We start from the raw sequence: 22611 nt of genomic DNA on the forward strand, positions 1-22611 counted from the left end.
CGTCATGTCGATGTCGCACGTCACGCACGTGCGGTCGGTGCTGCCCGGCGGCGGTTGCCGAGCCGAAGACCACCGGGGCGGCCGGCCCGACTGACGCGTGCCCGACGTCGAGCCGCCCGTTCCGCAGCAACCGGACCGGGCGGCTCTTTCGTCGTCCGGCCCGTCCGTCCGTCACCGCCCTGGAGGGAGATTCCGGTGGACGCCGTCCTTGTCATCAACGCCGACCTCGGCCCGCTGCACCGGGTCACCGTCCAGCACGCGATCCGGATGCTCTGCCGCCGGGTCGCCGAGATCCACGAGGCCGAGCCGGACCGGGTGATCGGGGTCTTCCCGGTCCCCCGGGTGGTCCGGCTCGTCCGGTACGTGGTGACCCGCTGGCGGTTCAGCGCCGGGCCGGCCTGGTCCCGGGCCGGGGTGTTACGCCGGGACGGGCGGTGCTGCGCGTACTGCGGCGGGCCGGCGAGCACCATCGACCACATCCTGCCCCGCTCCCGCGGCGGCCGGAACACCTGGAAGAACACCACCGCCGCCTGCTACCCGTGCAACCAGCGCAAGGGTGACCGGACGCCGGCCGAGGCCGGCATGCCGCTGCGGCGCGAGCCGGTGACGCCGACCTGGGTGGCGCTGGCCGCCCGCTGAGACCGGCCGGCGGGAACGGGGGGCCGCGTCGCGGGCACCGCCCCGGCGCGGCGCCCGCCGGCCCCCGGTCAGCGGCCGCGCCGGCCCCGGTCAGCGGCCGGGCCGGGCCTGCCCGGCTCGCGTTCCTGCTCCTTGACCCTGGGCACCGGCCGCCCGTCGGCGCAGCGGACCGTCACCACGCTGCGGTTGCCGGCGGAGACGAACTCCACCCGGATCTCCCGCGCCGGGCCCGGCTCGTACGCCTCGACCTGGTAGCCGGCGGCCGGCGTCACGGAGACCACCTCGATCGTCTGCCGGTCGCAGCTGACCGTGACCACCCCGCCGCGCGCCTGGACCGGCACGCCCGGCTTTCCGGTCGGGGACGGGTCGGGGCGGCCGGTGGTGCGGGCCGGCGCCGGCGTGGTCGCGGTCGGACCGGGCGGGGCCGGCCCGACGGTGGTCGCCGAGGCGGTGGTCGCCGGACCGGGCGGCGTGCCGCTGCCCGGGGTGGCCTGGTCCGGGGCGTCGGCGGTGACCGGTAGCGCGACGGCGGCGGTGTCACTGGTGGCGGGGCCGGTCCGCGGCCGGCCGTCCGGCCCGGGCCGCACCGACGGATCGCCGAGGGTGCCGGCGACTCCCACCGCGGCCACCACCGCGGTGCCCACGGCCAGCGCCGCGCGCCGGCCGAGCCGGGAGGCGCGCCGGGTGGACGCTCCGGAATCCACGACCGGGGTGCCGGGTGGCCGGACGGCGGGCTGGTCCGCCGCCGGCCGGGCGGGCGGGACCGGGTCCGGCTCGGCCATCCGGACGACCGCCGCGGCGAGCACCCGGGCCGCCTCGGCGGCGGCGGGGCGGTCGAGCGGATCCTTGGCCACGCACCGCCGGTACAGCCGGCCGACCTCGGCCGGCACCCCGGCCACCTCGGGCAGCGGGCCCGGTTCGGCGTACGCGTGGGCGCGCAGCGTCCCGGTGTGGGTCGCCAACTGCCAGGGCAGCCGGCCGACGAGCACCCGGTGCACGAGCAGCCCGAGCGCGTAGACGTCGGAGGCCGGCAGCACCTCGCCGGCGTCGAGCCGCTCGGGGGCGAGGTAGGCCGGGGTGCCGAGCAGCCGACCCTCGAAGTCGATCTCCGGCGCGCCGGCGACCGCGGCGATGCCGAAGTCGAGGACCTTCGCCCCGGTCGGGGTGAGCATCACGTTGCCCGGTTTGACGTCCCGGTGCACCAGGCCGAGGGCGTGCGCGGCCGCGAGGGCGGCCGCCACCTCGGCGCAGACCCGCAGGCCGGCCCGGGGCGGCAGCGGCCCGGCGGCGAGCCGCTGCTCGAGCGTACGACCGGTGAGCAGCTCCATGACCACGAAGGGAACCCGCTCGCCGGCGAGCGAGGACTCGCCGTAGTCGTAGACGTTGGTGACGTTCGGGTGGGAGATCCGGGCCGCCGCCTTCGCCTCCGCCTGGATCCGCCGTCTGGCCACCGCGTCGGAGCCGGCCAGCACCTTGACCGCCACGTCGCGCTCCAGCACCTCGTCGTGCGCCCGGTGGACCACGGACATGCCGCCCTCGCCGAGACGCTCGCCGAGCCGGTAACGGCCGGCGAGCAACTGATCACGCTGCACGACCGACAGCCTGCCGCACCCGACCGCCGGACACCAGCGGCGCATCGAACGTGTCCGATCACGGTGCCGGCGGCGGCGTCACCGTCCGTGATGGACGGCTGATCCGCGTGGCGGAAGGTCAGCTTCGGGCCGGTGGCGTCCAGCCGAAGCGGGGCGGGCGGCGCTCGGCGAAGGCGGCCACCCCCTCGCGGGCCTCGCCGCTGTCCAGGACCTGCCGGTGCCACCAGGCGATCCGGTCCGCGTCCGCCCGCCCGTCGACGATCTCCTTGGCGGCGGTGACGGTGAGCTGCGAGCGGGCGGCGATCGCCGCGGTCACCTCGTCCACCCGGGCGGCCAGCCGGTCGACCGGCAGCACCTCGTCGACCAGCCCGATCCGCAGCGCCCGCTCGGCGTCCACCAGCTCGGCGGTGAAGAGCAGGTGCTTGGCGGCGGCCGGGCCGACCAGCCGGGCCAACCGGCGGGTGGTGGGCGCCGGATAGACCAGGCCGAGCCGGGCCGGCGGCACGCCGAACCGGCCGTCGGTGGCGGCGATCCGCAGGTCGCAGGCGACGGCGAGCTGACACCCGCCGCCCACACAGGCGCCCCGCACCACCGCGACGGTCGGCTTGGCGAACCCGGCCAGCCGCTCCTCGGCGACGACCGCGATGCTGGCGTCCCCCGCGGCGAGCAACTCGTCCAGGTCACCCAGGTCGGCGCCGGCGCAGAAGGTGCCCGCCGCGCCGGTGAGCACCAGCGCCCGGACCGCCGGGTCGGCCTCCAGGGCGTCGAGCAGCACCGGCAGCTGCCGCCACATCGCCGGGGTCATCGCGTTGCGCCGCCCCGGGTTGTGGATCACCACGGTCGCCACCGACCCGGTCACCTCGACCACGAGTTCCGCGTCCGCCACCGTCCTGCCTCCCTCGCCCCGGTCCGGCTGACCATAACGGCGCGGGCCCGACCGCCGGCCGCGCGGGGTGGCCGTCGGCCCGGCGTCGTCCGGTCAGCTGGGGACCCGGCGTGCCGTGGTACCGCCGGCCACTACCAGCCGGCCGCGGCGGCCACCAGCGCCCGACGCACCGCCTGCACCTCGCGCCGCCCGCCGACACCGGGGCGGGCCGCGAGGTAGAGCGTGTTCAGCGGCGGCACCGGCGGGCGGAGCAGCGGCACCAGCTCGCCGGTGGCCAGCTGCGCCCGGCAGAGGTAGGTCGGCAGCACGGTGGCCCCGGCGCCGGCGAGCACCGCCGCGAGCACGGCGCGCAGGTCCGCCACGACCAGGCTCGGGGTCCGGGTGAGCCGGGTGTCGAAGACCGTACGCCAGTAGCGGCGCAGGATCGGCGCCTCCTCCGCGTACGCGACCAGGGGCACCGGGCGCAGCGTCTGCGGGGTGACCGGTCCGGAGAGCCGCCCCGCCCAGACCGGCGCGGCGACCAGCGCGAACTCCTCGTCGTAGAGCGGCTCGGCGGTCAGCCCCCGGCGGCGCGGCCGGACGCTGGTCACCGCGAGGTCGAGCCGCCCGGCGGCCAGGTCCGCCGCCAGCTGGTCGGGCAGGCCGGCGGCCACCCGCACCTGGAGGCCCTCGGCGACCAGGCCGGCCACCGCCGGCAGCGCCCGCTCGGCGAGGAACTCGGCCGGCCCACCGAGGAAGACCGTCCGCGGGTACGGCACGGCCCGGTCGTCGGCCAGCACCTCGTCCAGCCGGTCCAGCGGGTCGGCCACCCGGCGGGCCAGCTCGTCGCCGGCCGCCGTGGGGAGCACGCCCCGCGGCACCCGGTCGAAGAGCGGCCGGCCGAGCGCCTCCTCCAGCGCGCGCAGCTGGGCGGTGACCGTCGGCTGGGCCAGGCCGAGCAGTTCGGCCGCCCCGGTGATCGAGCCGGAGCGGTGCACCGCGAGGAAGCTGCGGAGCAGGTCGAGCGAGACCTTCACATCAGGAAACCTATCGCGGCGCTGAGGTGCGCCTATTGGCTGACTATGGATTCTCCGGGTCAGCATGGTCGGCATGACTCGTGCACTCATCGTCCTGACCAGTCACCGCGACCTCGGCGACACCGGCCGGCAGACCGGCTTCTACGTCGGCGAGGCCGCCGAGCCGTGGGAGGTGTTCCGCGCCGCCGGCTACCAGGTGGACCTGGCGACCGTGGCCGGCGGCGAGCCCCCGGTGGACGGCCGGGACGTCGCGGACCCGACCCAGAACGACTTCTTCGCCGCCAACGACCTGACCCGCACCCGTCCGGTGGCGGACGTCGACCCCGACGGCTACGACGTGGTGCTCTTCGCCGGCGGCCACGGCACCATGTGGGACTTCCCCGGCAACCCGGAGCTGGCCCGCGTCGCCGCCGGCGTCTACGAGCGCGGCGGCCTGGTCGCGGCGGTCTGCCACGGGCCGTCCGCCCTGGTCGACCTGAAGCTCTCCGACGGCTCGCAACTGGTCGCCGGCAAGCGGGTGGCCGGCTTCACCAACGACGAGGAGGCCGCGGTCGGGCTGACCGAGGTGGTGCCGTTCCTGCTCGCCGACCGGCTCACCGAGGCCGGCGCCGAGCACGTCCCGGCGCCGAACTGGACCGAGCAGGTGGTCGTCGACGGCCGCCTGGTCACCGGCCAGAACCCGCAGTCCGCCCGGGCCCTGGCCGAGGCCGTGGTGGAGGTCCTCGGCGCGGCTCAGACCCGGTAGTCGGCGGGGAGGCCGGTGGCCCGCAGCTCCGGCGGCAGGTGGGCGACGTCGTTGACCGCGATCAGGCTCGGCGGGGCGGCCTCGCGGTAGCGGATCACCGTCAACCCGCAGTTGTGCGCGTTGAAGCCCAGCCACCTCCGCTCCGGCGCGTCCAGCGCGTGCCGGACGAACCAGGCGATCAGGAACGTGTGCGTGACGATCAGCTCGCGCCGGTCGCCGTCGGCCGGCGGGGTCGCGAACCGGCGCACGGCCGCCGCAGTCAGTCGCGGCCCGTCGGCCCGTTCGGCCGGGGTGAAGCCGGCCAGGAACCGGGCGTACGCCGGGGGCAGGCCGGCCGGGTCGGTGTCGTGCGGCAGGTGGTCGCCGACCTCCTGGCCGGCGTGCACCGGGACCCCGGGCAGGGCGGCGGCGACCAGCTCGGCGGTCTGCGCGGCCCGGGGCAGCGGGCCGTGGTGCACCGCGTCGAACGGTACGCCGCGCAGCCGCTCGCCGAGCAGGGTCGCCTGCCGGCGGCCCCGGGCGGAGAGCCCGGCCGCCGGCGGGTCGACGCCCGCGGGGGCCTCCGGCGGCCGGTCCTGCTCGCCGTGCCGGGCCAGGTAGAGCAGGCGGGTCGCCATCGCGGTCACCTCACACGGATCGGGAGGCGCGACAACCGTCGCGCCTCCCGATCATGACGGCCACCGCCGTCAGCCCGTCCGCAGGGCCCGCACCAGGGTCGCGGTGAGCCAGGCCCAGCCGACCACCGCGGCCACCCCGAAGGCGACCATGGCGACCGGGTCGCCGCCGGAGGCCATCAGCGCCAGCCAAGCCACCGCGAAGTAGCCCCCGCTCGCGACGCTGTACGCCGCCCAGCCCCGCTCGCCCCGGCGGGCGAACCGGCGCCCGGCGACCAGGCAGGCCCCGATCAGCGCGGTGAACGCCAGCACACCGGCGCCCAGGTGGGCCAGGCCGTGCCAGCTCACCTCACCCGGACCGGCGGGCGTACCGGCCGGGAAGCCGTCCAGCGGGTCGGCGGTGAAGACGCCGGCGAGCACCATGCCCAGCCCGTACTGACCGACGAGCCAGGGAGCGGTGCGCGGCCCGAGGCCGGGGTGCGGCACCCGGCGCAGCGCGGCCGCCGCCCCCAGGCAGAGCAGACCGGCGAGGACGAAGCTGCCGATCTGGAGCCAGCCCAGGTCACCGGTGCTCAGCACGCTGACCGGGTGCCGCCGGAAGTCGAAGCCGTCCCGGGTGAGCCCCTGCGCCAGGGCGACGGCCACCCAGAGCGGCCCGGCCAGCGCGCCGCCGGCCAGCAGCGCCCGGTCCCCCGCGACCCGGTCCACCGGCCGGGCGCCGACGGTCACCTCGCTCATCGGTCCGCTCCCCTCAGCCCTGCGGGTGCATCTGACCGATGCGGATGTGGTTGCCGAACGGGTCCCGGATGCCGAAGTCGATCCCGTACGGGCGGTCGGTGGGCTCGTCGGTGACGTCAACGCCCTTGGCGACCAGGTCCTCGTACGTCTTGTGGGCGTCGTCGGTGGTGAGGAAGAGGCTGCCGCCCATCGCGCCCTTGGTGAGCAGTTCCCGGACCTGCTCGGCGGTCTTCGGGTCCAGCCGCGGCGCGCCGGGCTTCTCCAGCAGGATCTCCCGCTGCCGGTCGCCGGGGACGTTGACGGTCAGCCAGCGCATGAAGCCGAGGTCGGCGTCGGTGTGCACCTCCATGCCGAGCTTGCCGACGTAGAAGTCGAGCGCCTCGTCCTGGTCGAGGACGTAGATCTGGGAGCGGGTCAGTGCGTTCATCATCGTCATGCCAATGACCCTAGGAGACGGCCCTGACCTGCTGCTTATCCAAAACTGCTGGGTCTGGTCCAGGCCTTGGTGAAGCAGGTCGGCACCGGGGCCGCGGGCGGCTTGCGCCTGCGGTACTCGGTGGGTGACTCGCCGACGATCTGCCGGAACGTCCGGCTGAACGTGCCCAGGCTGCCGAAGCCCACCGCGTAGCAGATGTCGGTGACGTCCTGGTCGGTCTGCAGCAGCAGGTACATCGCCCGCTCCACCCGCCGCCGTTGGAGGTAGCGGTGCGGGGTCTCGCCGAAGGTGGCCCGGAAGGTCCGGATGAAGTGGGCCTCCGAGACGTGCGCGATCCGGGCCAGCGCCGGGATGTCCAGCGGCTGCGCGTACGACCGGTCCATGGCGTCCCGGGCGCGCAGCATGGCCCGGTTCGACTCCTCGACCGCGCGGCTCACCCGACCCCCTCACTCGCAGCCAGGATATGCCGCGGCCGGGCCGGTCCCCGAGGCCGCCAACAGGCGGACGAGATCGACCGGCTCCGCACGGCCGGCGGCGCTCGACGCGCTGCCGTCAGCGTTGCCGTCGGCCGGCGCGCGGCGGTGCTCGGGAGGACCTGCCTGGTGGATCTGGAGCCCCCGGCCGGGATCGAACCGGCGACATCTCGCTTACAAGGCGAGTGCTCTGGCCAGCTGAGCTACAGGGGCGTGTCGTGTCGTGGTCAGCATAGCGACTGACGTCCGAATATCCCGCTCGGCAGGCCTTGCGAGCACGGGAAACGTCAACATCCCGACCGTCCCGACCCGGGCCCGCGCGGCGATTGATGGTCGACCGTGCCCGACTGACCGGAATGCGGTATGCCGTCGATCCCAACCGGGTCCCGCGCCTTGGCAGCGCAGCCAAGACCGTTTACCGTGCAGTGACACGGACGACACCCCGACCACCCCCGGTGACCGGCACGTCGCCCGTTGGCCGGCACGGGCACCGTGCCGGTCGCTCCTCTTCACTCGGATCGTCCGGCACGTTCCTGCCGGTGAAAGGAAGCGCTCCACCATGGCTACGGTCACCTACTCGAAGGCGTCCCGGATCTACCCGGGCACCGAGCGCCCCGCCGTCAACGCCCTGGACCTGGAGATCGGCGACGGCGAGTTCCTCGTCCTGGTCGGCCCCTCCGGTTGCGGTAAGTCCACCAGCCTGCGCATGCTCGCCGGCCTCGAGGATGTCGACGAGGGCTCGATCTACATCGACGACCGCGACGTCACCCACCTGCCGCCGAAGGCCCGCGACATCGCGATGGTCTTCCAGAACTACGCCCTCTACCCGCACATGACGGTGTACGAGAACATGGCGTTCGCGCTCAAGCTGCGCAAGACCTCGAAGTCGGAGATCGACCGGCGGGTCAAGGAGGCGGCCGCGCTGCTCCAGCTGGAGGAGTACCTGGGCCGCAAGCCGAAGGCGCTCTCCGGCGGTCAGCGCCAGCGGGTCGCGATGGGCCGGGCGATCGTCCGCGAGCCGCAGGTCTTCCTGATGGACGAGCCGCTGTCGAACCTCGACGCGAAGCTGCGGGTGCAGACCCGTACCCAGATCGCCTCGCTGCAGGCCAAGCTCGGCGTCACCACGGTCTACGTGACGCACGACCAGGTCGAGGCGATGACCATGGGCCACCGGGTCGCGGTGCTGCTCGACGGCGTCCTCCAGCAGGTGGACACCCCGCGGGCGCTCTACGACACCCCGGCCAACGTCTTCGTCGCCGGCTTCATGGGCTCCCCGGCCATGAACATCAAGACCGTGCCGCTGAGCGACACCGGCGCCGCGTTCGCCGAGATGAACATCCCGCTCACCCGTGAGCAGGTCGAGGCGGCCCGGGCCGAGGGTGGCGACGACAAGGTGACCGTCGGCTTCCGTCCGGAGGACTGCGACCTGGTCAGCCCGACCGAGGGCGGTATGCCGGTCGTGGTCGAGCTGGTCGAGGACCTGGGCTCGGACGCGAACATCTACGGGCACGCCGCGCTGGGCGGCGCTTCCGAGCGCTTCGTCGTCCGCACCGACCGCCGCACCATGCCGAACATGGGCGACACCGTGTTCGTCAAGCCGCGCGAGGGCCGTACCCACGTGTTCAACGCCGCCACCGGCAACCGGATCTGACGTACGCCGAAAGGGGCGGCCCGCCAACCGGCGGGCCGCCCCTTTTTCGTCCGCGTGACTCAGCTGGCGGCGCGGCGGCGCGCCACCTCGGCGAGCGTCACGGCCGCGGCGACGCTGGCGTTGAGCGACTCGACCTCGGTGACCATCGGGATGCTCACCGTGAGGTCACAGGTCTCCCCGACCAGCCGGGACAACCCCCGGCCCTCGGAGCCGACCACGACGACCAGCGGGCCGACCGCGGCCTCCAGGTCGTAGAGGTCGGTCTCGCCGTCGGCGTCCAGCCCGACCACCACGAAACCGGCGTCCTGGCAGGCCTTCAGCGACCTGGTCAGGTTGGTCACCTGGGCCACCGGCACCCGCGCGGCCGCGCCGGCGCTGGTCCGCCAGGCGGTCGCGGTGATCCCGGCCGCCCGCCGCTCCGGTACGAACACGCCCTGCGCGCCGAAGGCGGCGGCGGAGCGGATCACCGCACCGAGGTTGCGCGGGTCGGTCACCCCGTCCAGCGCCACCAGCAGCGGGGCGCTGGACTCCAGGGCCGCCGCGACCAGGTCCTCGAACGGCTCGTAAGCGAACGGCGGCACCTGCAGCCCGACGCCCTGGTGCAGCACGCCGCCGGTCATCCGGTCCAGCTCGGCGCGGCTGACCTCCAGGATCGCGATGCCCCGGTCGGCCGCGGTCCGGACGATCTCGTTGACCCGGTCGTCGATGTCGATGCCCTGGGCCGTGTAGAGCGCGGTCGCCGGCACCTGGGCGCGCAGCGACTCCAGCACCGGGTTCCGGCCGACCAGCAGCTCCGGGCTGTCCTTCGGCGGGGTGAACTTCCGCCCGGGAGCGACCCGCGGGCCGCCCCGACCGGCGGGCTTGCCGCCCCGACCGGCCGCCCCGCGACCGCCACCCGGCACGCCCCGGCCACCACCCTTGCCCCAGGTGGTGTCCTTGGTGCCCGGCTGGCCGATCTTCGGGGCGCGCCCCTCCTCGACGGCCGCCCGGCGCTCCTTCTCCTGCTTCCAGGCGGTGCGCTGGGGCAGCTTCTCGGTGCCCGAGTATGCCTTGTGCCAGGGCCGCTCGTCGGCGGGCAGGGTGCGACCCCGCCCGGCCAGGGCGTCCCGGTTCTTGCCGCCCGAGCCCTTGGGGGCGCCCGCCTTCGGCGTCAGTCGCCGGCCACGGCGCTGTGAGTTGCCGGCCATCAGTCCTGCTCTCCAATAGTCCAACGGGGGCCCTGGGGGGTGTCTTCGACCACCACACCGGCCTGATTGAGCTGGTCCCGTACGGCGTCCGCGGCGGCCCAGTCCTTGCGGGCGCGGGCCTGAGCGCGCTGCTCCAGGGCCAGCGCGACCAGCGAATCCACCACGGCACGCAGGTCGCTCGCGCGGCCGCCACCGCCCCACGCCGGGTCGAGAGGGTCGACCCCGAGGATATCCAGCATCGCGCGGACGGCGGCCAGCGTGGTGCGCACGGTCACATCGTCGCCGTCGGTCAGCGCGGTGTTGCCGTCGCGCAGCAGGTCGTGCAGCACGGCCAGCGCGGCGGAGGTGTTCAGGTCGTCGTCCATCGCGGCGACGAACCCGGCCGGCAGCTCGCCGAGCTGCCCGGCGCCCACCCGCTCGGCGGCCCGCTGCACGAACCCCTCGATCCGCCGGTACGCGGTGGCCGCCTCGCGGAGCGCGTCTTCGGAGTAGTCGATCCGGGAGCGGTAGTGCGCGGCGGCGTAGTAGTAGCGCAGCTCCACCGGGCGCACCCCGAGCGAGTCGACGTAGGCCAGGTCGAGGCTGTTGCCGAGCGACTTGCCCATCTTGGCGCCGCCGATGCTGAGCAGGCCGTGGTGCACCCAGTAGCGGGCGAACGGCAGGCCGGCGGCCCGGGACTGGGCGAGCTCGTTCTCGTGGTGCGGGAAGGTGAGGTCGAGCCCGCCGCCGTGGATGTCGAACTCGGCGCCCAGGTAGCGCCAGCACATCGCCGAGCACTCGATGTGCCAGCCGGGGCGGCCCAGGCCCCACGGTGACGGCCAGTAGGCGTTCGCCGGCTCGTCGGGCTTGGCGCCCTTCCAGAGCGCGAAGTCCCGCGGGTCGCGCTTGCCCCGTTCCGGGGCGTCACCGGCGGACTGCATGTCGTCGGGCGACTGGTTGGACAGCGACCCGTACGCCGGCCAGGAGGTGACGTCGAAGTAGACGTCGCCGGAGCCGTCGGTGGCCGGGTAGGCGTGCCCCTCGGCGATCAGCTTGCCGATCAGCTCGTGCATCTCCGGGATGTGCCCGGTGGCGCGCGGCTCGTAGGTCGGCGGCAGCACGTTGAGCTCCCGGTACGCCGCGGCCAGGGTCAGCTCGTTGGTGTACGCGATCGACCAGAACGGCCGCGCCTGCTCCCCCGCCTTGACCAGGATCTTGTCGTCGATGTCGGTCAGGTTGCGGATGAAGGTGACCTCGTAGCCGGAGGCCAGCAGCCAGCGGCGCAGCACGTCGTAGTTGACGCCGGAGCGAAGGTGGCCGATGTGCGGTGCCGCCTGGAGGGTGAGACCACACAGGTAGACCCCCACCTTGCCGGCTTCCCGCGGGACGAAGTCCCGCACCGATCGGGTGGCGGTGTCATACAGGCGTAGCGTCACCTCACAAGGGTAGCCGTCCGGCTCTTTCCGGGTCGGCCGGAGCCTGGCCGTACGCTGCGTGCTGTGGACACGGCGGCGCGACCCGGCGGGCCCGGCGACCGGACGACCCGGCCGGGCGACCCGGCGGGTCCCGGCGCGCCGCCCGGGGGGCCCGGTGACCGGGCGGCCGGCGCCGGGGAGACCGCGCAGACGCTGGACCGGGGGCTGCGGCTGCTGCACCTGGTCGCCGACGCGCCGGGCGGGCTGACCGTGACCGAGGCGGCGAACCGGCTGGGCATCGGCCGGGCCGCGGTCTACCGGCTGGTCGGCGCGCTGACCGGGCACGGCATGCTGCGCCGCGACCGCGAGGGCCGGCTGCGCCTCGGCGCCGGGGTGCTGCACCTGGCCCGACGGGCCCAGCCGCTGCTCGCCGAGGGGGCGCTGCCCGCGCTGCGCCGGCTCGCCGAGCAGGCCGGCGCGACCGCCCACCTGACCGTCGTCGAGGGCGGAGAAGGGGTGGCCATCGCGGTGGTGGAGCCGAGTTGGACGTCGTTCCACGTCGCGTACCGCACCGGAGCCCGGCACCCGCTGGAGCGGGGGGCGGCCGGGCGGGCCATCCTCGCCGGCCGGGCGGGCGCCGCCGCCCCGGTGAGCAGCGCCGGCGAACTCCAGGCCGGGGCGTACGGGGTGGCCGCGCCGGTGCTCGGGGTGCCCGGCCTGGAGGCGAGCGTGGGGGTGGTGGCGCTGGCCCCGCTGGACGCCGAGGCGGTCGGCGCCCAGGTCCTCGCCGCCGCCGAGGCCATCGCCGCCGCCCTCGCCTGACCGGGCGTCCCGGCCCACGCGCTCGGCCGCGCCCGTCGACCCGGCACCCGTACGGCTCCGGGATCGGCTCCTCCGAGGTGCAGGCCGGGCGCCGGTTTTTGACTGTCGGTGTCATTGCCATTGCATCGTGCAACTTCTATGGTTGCGGCAGCTTCGCGTTCTCCTCTGAAACGGGGGGTGGAGGACTGATGGGGTGTTCCCGGTCTGCGCCGTCGCACGACGACCGACGTCCGACATGAGATTCCGACTGCTGGGCCCGCTCACCGTCGAGGGGAACGGCCACCCGGTACGCCTGCACGGCAAGCGGCCACGGGCGGTGCTGGCACTGATGCTGCTGCACCCGGGCGCGCTGGTGCCGGTCGACCGGATCATCGACGCCGTCTGGGGCGACTCGCCGCCCCGCACCGTACGGACCCAGGTGCACGCCCAGATCTCGTTGATCAGGCGCAGCCTGCTCGCCGTGCCGGGCGTGGAGATCCGGACGCATGCCACCGGCTACCTGCTCCGGGCCGACCCGGACACCATCGACGTGTCGGTGTTCCGGCGGCTGGCCCGTCGCGGCGGGGCGCTCGCCGCCCTGGGTCAGCCGGTCGCCGCCGCCGAGGCGTACCGCGCCGCGCTGACCCTGCACGTCGGACCGCCGCTGGGCGACGTCGACGCTCCCTTCGCCCGGGCCGAGGCGGCCCGGCTCGCCGAGGAGCGGCTCGGCGTGCTGGCCGAGCTGGTCAGGCTGGACCTCGACGCCGGCCGGCACCACGAGCTGATCCCGAAACTCACCACCCTGGTCGAGCAGCACCCCCTGCACGAGCCGCTCTGGCGACACCTGCTGGTGGCGCTGCACCGGGCCGGCCGGCGGAGCGAGGCGATCGCCTGCTACCACCGGGCCCGGGAACTGCTCCGCGACGAACTCGGCCTGGATCCGGGCCCGGAGTTGTCCTCGGCGTACCGGACGCTGCTGGTGGCCGACGAGCCTGCGCCGTCCCGCACCCGGGACGAGGTCCTCGGCCGGGCTCTCTCCCGGCTCGCCGAGGTCGAGCGGATGGTGCAGGACATCCGCCGGCAACTGGAACTGGGAGAGCTGCGGCACTGACCCCGGACAGACCGCCGGCGCGGCCGGGAGACCCGGCCACGCCAGCTGGTCGGTCCGGTGTCAGGCCACGTCGCAGTCGACCGTGACGGAGCGCCGGGAGCCGTCCCGCAGCAGCACCGAGAAGTCCGCCGGCCCGAAGCAGTTCCGGTTGACCGAGGCGGAGACCTGGTACCGGCCCGTGGTGGCGTTGTAGGTGGGCGCGGTGAACACCTGGCCGCCCCGGTCGCCGTTCCACGACGTACCGACGATCGCGCCGAGGTCGGTGACCGGGTTGCCGCTCGCGTCGCGGAGCGAGAACTCGAACAGGAACGAGCGCGGCGGGGCCGCGTACACGGTGCCGGTGACCTTGGCACCAGCCAGGTAGAAGCCGTCGAAGGTGTACGACGCGGTGGGGCGCAGGAAGTTCGCCGTCACGTGGTTGGCCAGCGCGGTGCCCGACGACTGTCCGCTGTCCGCGTCGAACTGGTAGTGCACCCCGAGCCAGACGCGGCTGCGGGCGTTCTCGTTGGCGGCCGCGCTGAACGAGGTGAACGTCCGGGTGACCCCGAGCGCGTGCGGATCCTCGGTGGTGGCGCCGAAGATGAAGCCATCGGAGCCGAAGAAGCCCCGCATCGCGCCCGCCCAGGCCGCCCCGAAGGTGGCGTGCCCGGAGGAGTAGGCGGGGAACGGCGGGGAGAAGCTCACGTTGTTCCGGTCCGCGGAGAGCGGCTTCCAGCCCGTGTCCGCGGTGGTGGCACTGTTGTTGTCCTCGCCCGCCCGCTGGATCGCGCTCTCGGGCCGCCACAGGTCGACGCTGGTCTGGTACTTCGCGTCCCACGCGACGATTGCGGCGTCGCCCATCGCGATGCCGACCAGCGCGAAGAGCCGGGCGTTCCCGGCCTGGGTGAGCTTCGCCGACTTCGCCACGATCTGGGTGTGGGCGAACAACTGCCCCGGCGGCTTGTACGTGCCGTCCAGGTCGTTCGCCCAGAACCAGGCGGCCTCGGTCTGGCTGGCGGTGCGCGTGCTGCTGTTGTACCGGCCCAGGTCCTTCACCTCGTTGACCTGTGCGGCGTACTCGGGGCTGCGCAGCAGCGTGTCGTAGCTGGCGAAGCCGGCCGGCGGACCGGGCCGGAACTGGGTGTTCGACGTCATCGCGAACGGCCTGACCAGACCCCAGCCGGGGGTGGCGGCCGTGCTCGTCGGGTCGGTCCGCCGCCACTGGCCGGGCACGGTGCCGTCGGCGTAGGTGGAGGTGTCCGGCGAGCCGTCCCCGCTCCGGAAGCCGATCATCGCCTGCGCGCTGGCCGAGCCGATGCGCTGCCCGTCGGTGCGGGCGGGAGAGCTGACGGTGCCTTCCTGCGCCGTGGTCAGGTCGGCGTCGAAGTTGATGCCCGGATAGACGCTGCGCAGCGTGTCGTAGGCGGCGTAGTCGATGGCGGTGGCCAGGTCCGGCGTGACGCCCGCGGTCGGGGCGACCTTGATCCGGTACTGCTGGCCCAGGCACCGGTCGGCCCCGGTGGCGCAGAGCGCCGAGTTGGCCGCGTCGTAGATCGCTCCGTGCACCATCGCGCCGGCCCGGGCCAGCGGTCCGGGCGCGCCGCCGACCTGGCGGTACGTCCGGAGCAGGACGTCGTTCCAGTAGAGGACGTGATCGGCGGGCGCGGCGGCGGACGCCGGAGCGGTGGGTACCACCGCGGCAACCGTGCCGAGACTGACGGCCGTGAGCGCCAGGGCGCTCCATCGGCGAGGGGACGTGCGAAGCCAGCCCAATGGGACTCCTCGGTGAGAGACCTGAATCGACCGCGGATGATGTCCGTGATCACCGAGAGCCTGGGCCGGTCGGCTACGCCAGCACTACCACGCTGCTACCGGTCGACAACGTGACGTGATCGCCCGCTGAGACGCTCCACCGCCGCGGGCAGGTCGGCCAGCGTGCACAGCTGGGCGTCCGGCCGGACGCCGGGCGGGCAGGGCGCGGCGAGCCGGTTGAGCCAGATCCCCCGCAGGCCGGCCCGCTGCGGGCCCACCACGTCGTGCGCCAGGGAGTCGCCCACGTACGCGATCTCGGACGCCGGCACCCCGGCGGCCTCGACCACCGCCGCATAGAACTCGGGCGCGGGCTTCTTCGGCAGGCCGTTCTCGTGGGCGTACAACTCGAAGGAGAACTCGCCCGCGAGCCCGCAGCGTTCGGCCCGGCTGTTGCCGTTGGTGGCGAAGCCGAGCGTCCAGCGCTCGCGCAACGCGGCGAGCGCCGGACGCGCGTCCGGGTACGGCCGGGTCAGCGCGAACCGCCGGGCGAAGAAGAGCGCCGCGAGGTCGTCCAGGTGGTCGTCGAGCCCGGCGCGGGCGAGCGACCGGGCCAGCGCCCGGCGTCGGATCTCGAGCACCGGCTCCGCGCTCAGCTCGCCGAAGACCGCGTCCCAGTCCGACTCCAGTTCCGCCAGCGAGACCGCGCCCGCCGCCGGGGTCAGCCGGCGCATCTCGTCCAGTACGGCCACCAGCCCACCGGTCACCGCCGGACGCAGGTCGAGCAGGGTCTCGTCGGCGTCGAACACCACCGTGGTCAGCACGACGACCACTGTGTCAGGCGACCGCCCGGGCGGCGACCCTCACCGGGGGCGCGACCGGCACGGGCACCGGCCGCCCGCCGCGTGGGCGGTCACCGTTCGGCGGCCAGGACGGGCTGGGCCGGGCCCTGGTCGGCTTCCGCGGCCGGCCGCGACCCGCGCAGCTCGTCGACGCGGACCAGGGCGACCCCGGCGACGATCAGCGCGCCACCGAAGAGCTGCACCACGGTCGGCAGTTCGCCCAGCACCAGCCACGCGATGAGCACCGCGAACATCACCTCGGTCAGCCCGACGAAGGACGACAGCCGGGGGCCGAGGATCCGCGCCCCGGCGATCCCGGTCAGGTACGCGACCACGGCGGCCACCAGGGAGAGCCCGGCGATCGGCACCAGCCAGCTGGTGACCTGCCCGGCGAAGGTGACGTCGCCGAAGGTGGCGTGCAGCGGCAGCGCGCCGGTGAACCCGAGCGCGAGCAGGGCGGCGGCGCCGACGGCCATCCCGCCGCTGGCCATGACCGCCGACGGCAGGTCCGCGTCGACCCGGCCGGCCAGCACGAAGTAGCCGGCCAGGCCGATCGCCGCGCCGAGGCCCCAGAGCACGCCCACCGGGTCGAGCCGGCCGGCGCCGGTGAGGTCGAGGACGAAGACCAGTCCGGCCAGCGCGGCCGCCGAGCCGGCCACGGTCAGCCGGCGCGGGCGCTGCCCGTGCACCAGCCAGGTCCAGCCCACGACCAGGATGATGCCGAGGTACTCCAGCAGCAGCGCGACGCCGACCGGCAGGTAGCGGACCGCGTTGAAGAAGCAGACCTGGGCGAGCGCCACCCCGAGCAGACCGAAGACGCCGAGCACACCGAGGTTGCGCCGCAGCACGTGCCACCTGCCGCGCAGGGAGAGCGCCGCCGGCACGGCCAGCACCAGGGCGGCGATGCCGACCCGGGCGATCACGGCGGAGGGAGCCGACCAGCCGGCCTCGATCAGCGAGCGGGCGAACGTGCCGGAGGTGGCGAACGTGACCGCGGAGAGCAGGGCCAGACCGAGGCCGACCCCGGCGACGGGTGGTTGACGCATGGGCTCTCCTTGGCACGAGCGGGCCGTCATGGGCAAACTATGGTTATGCCGATGACGCTAGGCCGGCACCCCGACAGGAGTCAAGTTGCTTTTCGCCCATGACACCGAATGCTCCCTGATCGCCGCCGCCGCGCTCGTCAACACCGACGGCACCGACGGCGAGGGCCTGCCCGACGTCGCCGCGCTGGACGCCTTCTTCGTCGCCCACTCCTACAGCGGGCGGCACGAGCACACCGAGGCCGAACTCGAGTCGGTACGCGACCTGCGCCCCCGGCTCCGCCGGATCTGGCACGCCGACACCGACGAGATCGTCCGGATCGTCAACGGGCTGCTCCGCGAGCACAACGCGCTGCCGCAGCTCATCACGCACGACGACGAGCCGTACCACCTCCACGCCGTGCCCCGCGACGCGCCGCTGGCGACCCGGATGGCGGTCGAGGCGGCGATGGCCATCGCCGACCTGGTCCGCAGCGGCGAGCTGAGCCGGCTGCGGATCTGCGACCGCCCCGGCTGCGACGACGTGCTGGTGGACCTGTCGAAGAACCGCTCCCGCCGGTTCTGCGACGCGAGCTGCGGCAACCGCGCCGCGGTCAGCGCCTACCGCGCCCGCAAGGCCGCCGCCCGGGGCTGAACCCGGTGCGGCGACCGAGCTGGCCGGCGGGACACCGCCCCTCCAGCGGGCCCGGCCCGCCATCAGCCGGCGGGTCACCGCGATCCGCACCAGCACCTGGCGGTCGTGCCGCCGGCGCAGGTCAGGGGTGGGTCATCCGGAGCAGGTCGAGCGCCTCCTCCAGTTGGGTCTCACTGAGCTTGCCGGAGTCCACGTGGCCCCGCGCGATCACCACCTCGCGGATGGAGGTCTGCTTGGCCAGTGCCTCCTTGGCGATCGAGGCGGCCTCGTCGTAGCCCAGGTAGCGGTTGAGCGGGGTGACGATCGACGGCGAGCCCTCGGCGTACGCCAGGCAGACCTCGGCGTCCGCGACCAGGCCGACCACCAGCCGGTCGGCGAAGAGCCGGCTGGCGGCGGCCAGCAGCCGGATCGACTCCAGCAGGTTGCGGCCCATCACCGGGAGCATCACGTTCAGCTCGAAGTCGCCCTGCGAGCCCGCGAAGGCGACGGTCGCGTCGTTGCCGATCACCTGCGCGCAGACCTGCCGCATCGACTCGGCGACCACCGGGTTCACCTTGCCGGGCATGATCGACGAACCCGGCTGGAGGTCGGGGATGCGCAGCTCGCGCAGGCCGGCCCGGGGGCCGGAACCCATCCAGCGGATGTCGTTGGCGATCTTGTAGAGCCCGACCGCGAGGGTCCGCAGCTGCCCCGAGGTCTCCACCAGCGCGTCCCGGGCGCCCTGGGCCTCGAAGTGGTTGCGGGCCTCGGCGAGCGGCAGCCCGGTCGACTCGCGCAGCTTGCGGATCACGGCGGCGGCGAAGCCGAGCGGGGTGTTGATGCCGGTGCCCACGGCGGTGCCGCCCAGCGGCAGCTCGGCCAGCCGGGGCAGCGCCCCCTCCAACCGATCGATGCCGTAGCGGACCTGAGCGGCGTAACCGCCGAACTCCTGCCCGAGGGTCACCGGCGTGGCGTCCATCAGGTGGGTACGCCCCGCCTTGACCACCGTCTCGAACTCCGCCGACTTGGCCTCCAGCGCCTCGGCCAGGTGCGCCAGCGCCGGCAGCAAATCGCGCGCCACGGCCTCGGTGGCGGCCAGGTGGATCGAGGACGGGAAGACGTCGTTGCTGGACTGCGAGGCGTTGACGTCGTCGTTCGGATGCACGTCGCGGCCCAGCTCGCGGCCGGCCAGGGTGGCGATCACCTCGTTGGTGTTCATGTTGGACGAGGTGCCGGACCCGGTCTGGAAGACGTCGACCGGGAACTGGTCGTCGTAGCCGCCGTCGGCCACGTGCGCGGCCGCGGCGGCGATGGCGGCGGCCACGTTCGCGTCGATCACGCCGAGTTCGCCGTTGACCTCGGCCGCCGCCCCCTTGATCTGGGCCAGCGCCCGGATCTGGGCCGGCTCGATGCCCCGGCCGGAGATCGGGAAGTTCTGCACCGCGCGCTGGGTCTGCGCCCGCCACAGCGCCTCGGCGGGCACCTCCACCTCGCCCATCGAGTCGCGTTCGATCCGGTAGCCCGTCGCCTCTGGAGTCGTCACGCGTACCATCCTGCCGCGCCGCGCGGCGCCGTGCAGATGATCGCGCCGAGCGGATCCATGTCCCCCGGCCGATCCGTGCGCACAGAAGTGGGCGGTCACCCGGCTCCACCGCCATGGAGCCGGCAGGAGCATGGGAGATGACCGAAGTCCGGGCCACGTCCGCAGTCAGGTACTTAAGATCATGCGCGGCGTCGTCTCGGCGTCTCGGTGTCGGCCGATGGTGAGGACCGGCTTGATGACCTCGGAAGAGTCGTCGAACGTACGCCGACCGGGTACCGGCGCGAGCGATCAGTCCAGCCCGGCCAGGAGCCGCTCGACCTCGTCCCGCTCCGGCGCCGCCACCTGGCGGAACAGCTCCAGCGCCCGGGTCCAGTACGACCGGGCCGCGGCCGGATCCGACGTCCGGACACAGCGGGCCATCCCGTCCAGCGCCCGGGCCTGCTCGTACCGGAGGTTGATCCGGGCGGCCTCCTCCAGCACCCGGCCGTGCAGGTCCAGGGCACTCGGCAGGTCGCCGAGTTCGGCGATCGCCCGGGCCAGCAGGTTGCGCGAGGCGCACTGGCCGAGCCGGTCGCCCACCTCGGTCATCGCGAGCAACGCCGCCCGGTGCCGGTCCGCCGCCGCTTCGGGCCGGCCGGCCAGCCGCTCCAGCACGCCCATCTCGTTGAGCAGCTCACCGACGCCGTAGCGGTTGCCGAGCCGGCGCTTGAGCGCCAGGGCCACGGCGAGCCGGCGCCGCGCCGGTTCGTGCTGCCCCAGCCGGGCCCGGGCCATGCCGACGTGCCCGATCGCGTTCACCACGTCGTCGATGCTGCCGCTCGACCGGGCCATCGCGAGCTGGTGGCGGGAGAGCGTGAGGGCCTCCTCGGTCCGGCCCGCGGCCAGCAGGACCGACGCCCAGTTGGTGTACAGCACGATGACGCCGCGCTCGTGCCGCGCCGCCCGTAACAGCGCCAGCGCCCGGTCGCAGTGCTCCAGCGCGGCTGCGGCGTCGCCCGCGGACGAGTACACCGCGGCGATGTTCTTGTGCGCACCGGCCAGCGCGACCTCGTCACCGAGGCGTTCCCGCACCGTCAGCGCTACCCGCATGGACGCCACCGCCTCGGGATAGCGGCCGAGCCGGTGGTAGCCGGAGGCGAGGTAGTTGTGCATGGTGGCGACCGCCGCCTCGTCGCCGTACCGCTCCGCGGCCCGCAACCCGGTCAGCTGCGCCGCCACCAGGTCGTCGATCTGCCCGGCGGCGAACCAGTAGCTCCAGCCGGCCCGGGCGAGCTGCCAGCAGTACGGGTACCGACCCTCGGACTCGGCCAGCTGGACCAGCCCGACCAGGTTGTCCCGGTTGGCGTCGAACCAGCCGACTCCCTCCGGCAGGCACGCCTCGACCAGGTCCGGCCGTCCGACCGGCGGCGGGGCGAACGGCGCCACGCTCACCGAGCGGTCCATTCGGGCGCCGATCCGGGTCCAGACGTGCAGGTGGAAGTTCAACAGCCGGTCCACCGCGGCCGACCGTTCCGCCGCGGATCCGGCGTCGTCCAACAGGTGGCGGGCGAAGCCGCGGACCAGGTCGTGGAAACGGAACCGACCCGCGTCCGGCTCCTCCACCAGGTGCGCGTCCACCAACTCGTCCAGCAGGTCCTGCGCGTCGGGCAACGCCACGTTGGCCAACGCGGCGGCCACCCGGCCGTCGAAGTGCACCCCGGGGTGCAGGCCGAGCAGCCGGAACATCCGCTGCGCCGCCGGCCCGACCTGGTCGTACGACAGCGCGAAGGCGTGCCCCACCGAGCGCTGCCCGACGGCGAACCCGGCCAGCGGGTCGCGGCCGGTGGCCAGCCGCTCGGCGAGGTCCGCGATCCGCCACCGCGGCCGGTGGGCCAGCCGGGCGCCGGCCAGCCGGATCGCCAACGGCAGGTAACCGCAGCGCCGGGCCACCTCGGCGGCCGCCTCCGGCTCGGCGGCCACCCGGTCGACGCCCACCACCCGGCCGAGCAGTTCGACCGCCTCGTCGGCGTCCAGCACCGGCAGCGACGAGGGCCGCCCCTCGTCGAGACCGACCAGGCGACGGCGGCTGGTGATCAGCGTGAGGCAGTCCCGGCCGCTGGGCAGCAGCGGCGCCACCTGGTCGGCGCTGCCGGCGTTGTCCAGCACCAGCACGGCCCGTCGGGCGGCGAGTTCGCTGCGCCACAGGGCGGCCCGTTCGTCGGTGTCGGCCGGGATCCGCTCGCCGGGCACGCCGAGCTGGCGCAGCAGCGCGGCGAGGGCGGGGCCGGCCGGGACGGGCGCCCGGTCGCTGTGCCCGTGCAGGTCGATGAAGAGATGCGCGTCGGGGTACCGGTCGCCGAGCGCGGTGGCCAGGTGCACGGCCAGGGTGGTCTTCCCGCTGCCCGGCATCCCGTCGATCAGCTGCACCCGGGTGTGCCCCTCCTCGACCTCCTTGACCAGCCGGGCCAGCGTCTCCTGCCGGCCGGTGAAGTCGCTGATCGCCCGGGGCAGCGTGCGCACGGGGACGGCCGGCGCGCGGGTCGCGCCGGCCAGCGCGAGGTCGCCGGCGAGCACCCGCTGGTGCAGCTCCTGAAGGGCGGGTCCCGGCTCGATGCCCAGCTCCTCCGCGTAGAGCCGCCGCCCGTCCCGGTAGACGACGAGCGCGTCGGCCTGCCGACCGACGGCGCAGAGGGCGAGCATCAGCTGGCCGCGCAGCCGTTCCCGGAGCGGGTGCCGGTCGACGCTCTCGGTCAGCTCGTCGAGCAGGTCGGCCGCCCGGCCGAGGCGCAGCTCGACGTCCACGCACTCCTCGAGCGCGGTGAGCCGCTGCTCGTCGACGACCTCGGCCCGGCGGCGTACGCTCCGGCTCTGGATTCCGCTCAACGTCGGGCCGCGCCAGAGCGCCAGCGCGGCCCGGAACTGCCGCCCGGCCTCGGCGAGCCGGCCGGCGGCGAGGGCGGCCCGGGCGGCGTCGACGCCCCGGGTGAAGACCTCGGCGTCCAGCTCTCCCGGATCGGGTCGGATGCCGTAGCCGACCGGGTCGGTGACGATGACGTCGGGCGGCAGCCCGACACCGGTGAGCCACCGTCGCAGGCGCGACACGCAGATCTGCAACTGGGTCCGGGCGGTGGCCGGCGGCCGCTCCTCCCACACCGCGTCGACCAGGTCCTCGATCGACACGACCCGGCCCATTCGCAACAGCAGCATGGCGAGGACGACCCGGTCGCGACCCGCGGTGACGGTGGCCTGGCCGCCGCCGACCCGCAGTGGTCCCAGGATCTCGAACCGCATCTGCTCCCTCGCCCTTATGGTGCAACTTCCAGCAGGGTAGCCCCGCGGTCACCGCGTCGAGGCGATAGCGATGTGATAGCGAATCGACAGGCGTGCGGCCCACACTCGACCGGGGGTACCGGTTGCCGGTATCCGACGGGGGCGGTGCGCCCGCCGCTTCACCGGGGGGCGGGCGCACCGGCGTCGGCCAGCCCGGTGCGCCGCCCGCCGGACTAGACGAGTAGTTCCGAATCCCGGTCAGTGGTCGTAGGCGATCAGTGACCGGGTGACGGGTGCGCCGGTCTTGTTG

The 22611-nt window shown here is 74.5% G+C and carries 20 protein-coding genes and 1 tRNA gene; 6 read left to right on the plus strand and 15 right to left on the minus strand.

Annotated elements, in window-relative coordinates; translation table 11 throughout:
* The first annotated feature begins 195 nt into the window (after nucleotides 1–195).
* On the plus strand, nucleotides 196–639 hold the full coding sequence (locus AC1WTP_RS08340) for an HNH endonuclease (protein ID WP_481648628.1): 444 nt from the start codon (nucleotides 196–198) through the stop codon (nucleotides 637–639).
* A gap of 68 nt (nucleotides 640–707) precedes the next feature.
* On the opposite strand, the gene AC1WTP_RS08345 is transcribed toward AC1WTP_RS08340, so the two are convergent.
* From AC1WTP_RS08345 to AC1WTP_RS08355, 3 genes are all read right to left on the minus strand, one after another.
* Complete coding sequence (locus tag AC1WTP_RS08345) at nucleotides 708–2231, minus strand: serine/threonine-protein kinase (RefSeq protein ID WP_481648629.1); 1524 nt, start codon at nucleotides 2229–2231, stop codon at nucleotides 708–710.
* Between the two features lie 118 nt (nucleotides 2232–2349).
* Entirely contained in the window at nucleotides 2350–3117 is a 768-nt protein-coding gene (locus AC1WTP_RS08350) for an enoyl-CoA hydratase/isomerase family protein (RefSeq protein WP_481648630.1), read from the minus strand.
* A gap of 131 nt (nucleotides 3118–3248) precedes the next feature.
* A complete protein-coding gene (locus tag AC1WTP_RS08355; protein WP_481648631.1) occupies nucleotides 3249–4133 on the minus strand; it encodes a LysR family transcriptional regulator in 885 nt (294 codons plus the stop codon).
* Between the two features lie 73 nt (nucleotides 4134–4206).
* Here AC1WTP_RS08355 and AC1WTP_RS08360 point away from each other — a divergent pair, with 73 nt between their 5' ends.
* Nucleotides 4207–4878: a type 1 glutamine amidotransferase domain-containing protein gene (locus tag AC1WTP_RS08360; protein ID WP_481648632.1), complete on the plus strand. Its 672-nt coding sequence runs from the start codon at nucleotides 4207–4209 to the stop codon at nucleotides 4876–4878.
* Here the strand turns inward: AC1WTP_RS08360 and AC1WTP_RS08365 are convergent.
* The 5 genes from AC1WTP_RS08365 to AC1WTP_RS08385 form a co-directional block, all read right to left on the minus strand.
* Complete coding sequence (locus tag AC1WTP_RS08365; protein ID WP_481648633.1) at nucleotides 4866–5495, minus strand: histidine phosphatase family protein; 630 nt, start codon at nucleotides 5493–5495, stop codon at nucleotides 4866–4868. The genes AC1WTP_RS08360 and AC1WTP_RS08365 overlap by 13 nt on opposite strands.
* Before the next feature lie 69 nt (nucleotides 5496–5564).
* On the minus strand, nucleotides 5565–6230 hold the full coding sequence (locus tag AC1WTP_RS08370) for a DUF998 domain-containing protein (RefSeq protein WP_481648634.1): 666 nt from the start codon (nucleotides 6228–6230) through the stop codon (nucleotides 5565–5567).
* A 13-nt stretch (nucleotides 6231–6243) separates the two neighbouring features.
* Nucleotides 6244–6657: a VOC family protein gene (locus AC1WTP_RS08375; protein WP_447134350.1), complete on the minus strand. Its 414-nt coding sequence runs from the start codon at nucleotides 6655–6657 to the stop codon at nucleotides 6244–6246.
* A 44-nt stretch (nucleotides 6658–6701) separates the two neighbouring features.
* Nucleotides 6702–7103, minus strand: a complete 402-nt coding sequence (locus AC1WTP_RS08380) for a helix-turn-helix domain-containing protein (RefSeq protein WP_481648635.1) — start codon at nucleotides 7101–7103, stop codon at nucleotides 6702–6704.
* Between the two features lie 172 nt (nucleotides 7104–7275).
* A tRNA-Thr gene (locus tag AC1WTP_RS08385) sits at nucleotides 7276–7352 on the minus strand.
* A gap of 346 nt (nucleotides 7353–7698) precedes the next feature.
* On the opposite strand from AC1WTP_RS08385, the gene AC1WTP_RS08390 reads away from it, so the two are divergent.
* Entirely contained in the window at nucleotides 7699–8790 is a 1092-nt protein-coding gene (locus tag AC1WTP_RS08390) for an ABC transporter ATP-binding protein (RefSeq protein WP_481648636.1), read from the plus strand.
* Between the two features lie 59 nt (nucleotides 8791–8849).
* Here AC1WTP_RS08390 and rlmB read toward each other — a convergent pair whose 3' ends face one another.
* Together rlmB and cysS are read right to left on the minus strand one after the other, a co-directional pair.
* Nucleotides 8850–9977, minus strand: a complete 1128-nt coding sequence (gene rlmB, locus AC1WTP_RS08395; protein WP_481648637.1) for a 23S rRNA (guanosine(2251)-2'-O)-methyltransferase RlmB — start codon at nucleotides 9975–9977, stop codon at nucleotides 8850–8852.
* On the minus strand, nucleotides 9977–11392 hold the full coding sequence (gene cysS / locus AC1WTP_RS08400; protein ID WP_481648638.1) for a cysteine--tRNA ligase: 1416 nt from the start codon (nucleotides 11390–11392) through the stop codon (nucleotides 9977–9979). The genes rlmB and cysS overlap by 1 nt, the downstream gene beginning before the upstream one ends.
* 63 nt (nucleotides 11393–11455) lie before the next feature.
* Here cysS and AC1WTP_RS08405 point away from each other — a divergent pair, with 63 nt between their 5' ends.
* Nucleotides 11456–12193, plus strand: coding sequence for an IclR family transcriptional regulator (locus AC1WTP_RS08405; RefSeq protein WP_481648639.1), 738 nt, complete (start codon nucleotides 11456–11458; stop codon nucleotides 12191–12193).
* 235 nt (nucleotides 12194–12428) lie between these two features.
* The gene (locus tag AC1WTP_RS08410; protein ID WP_481648640.1) at nucleotides 12429–13283 is read left to right on the plus strand and encodes an AfsR/SARP family transcriptional regulator; all 855 of its coding nucleotides are present in this window, start codon (nucleotides 12429–12431) and stop codon (nucleotides 13281–13283) included.
* A gap of 60 nt (nucleotides 13284–13343) precedes the next feature.
* On the opposite strand, the gene AC1WTP_RS08415 is transcribed toward AC1WTP_RS08410, so the two are convergent.
* The 3 genes from AC1WTP_RS08415 to AC1WTP_RS08425 all read right to left on the minus strand — a co-directional run bounded on the left by AC1WTP_RS08415 (nucleotide 13344) and on the right by AC1WTP_RS08425 (nucleotide 16899).
* A complete protein-coding gene (locus tag AC1WTP_RS08415; protein ID WP_481648641.1) occupies nucleotides 13344–14957 on the minus strand; it encodes a vanadium-dependent haloperoxidase in 1614 nt (537 codons plus the stop codon).
* A 173-nt stretch (nucleotides 14958–15130) separates the two neighbouring features.
* Nucleotides 15131–15835 (minus strand): HAD family hydrolase, encoded by a 705-nt coding sequence (locus tag AC1WTP_RS08420; RefSeq protein ID WP_481648657.1) that lies wholly within the window; start codon nucleotides 15833–15835, stop codon nucleotides 15131–15133.
* 89 nt (nucleotides 15836–15924) lie between these two features.
* Complete coding sequence (locus AC1WTP_RS08425; RefSeq protein WP_481648642.1) at nucleotides 15925–16899, minus strand: EamA family transporter; 975 nt, start codon at nucleotides 16897–16899, stop codon at nucleotides 15925–15927.
* Nucleotides 16900–16984: 85 nt separating this feature from the next.
* On the opposite strand from AC1WTP_RS08425, the gene AC1WTP_RS08430 reads away from it, so the two are divergent.
* Entirely contained in the window at nucleotides 16985–17530 is a 546-nt protein-coding gene (locus tag AC1WTP_RS08430) for a CGNR zinc finger domain-containing protein (protein ID WP_481648643.1), read from the plus strand.
* Nucleotides 17531–17651: 121 nt separating this feature from the next.
* Here the strand turns inward: AC1WTP_RS08430 and AC1WTP_RS08435 are convergent, their stop codons facing one another.
* Nucleotides 17652–19061: a class II fumarate hydratase gene (locus tag AC1WTP_RS08435; protein WP_481648644.1), complete on the minus strand. Its 1410-nt coding sequence runs from the start codon at nucleotides 19059–19061 to the stop codon at nucleotides 17652–17654.
* 279 nt (nucleotides 19062–19340) lie between these two features.
* A complete protein-coding gene (locus AC1WTP_RS08440) occupies nucleotides 19341–22322 on the minus strand; it encodes an AfsR/SARP family transcriptional regulator (RefSeq protein WP_481648645.1) in 2982 nt (993 codons plus the stop codon).
* Nucleotides 22323–22611: the final 289 nt, after the last annotated feature.

Source organism: Micromonospora sp. R311 (assembly GCF_056780015.1).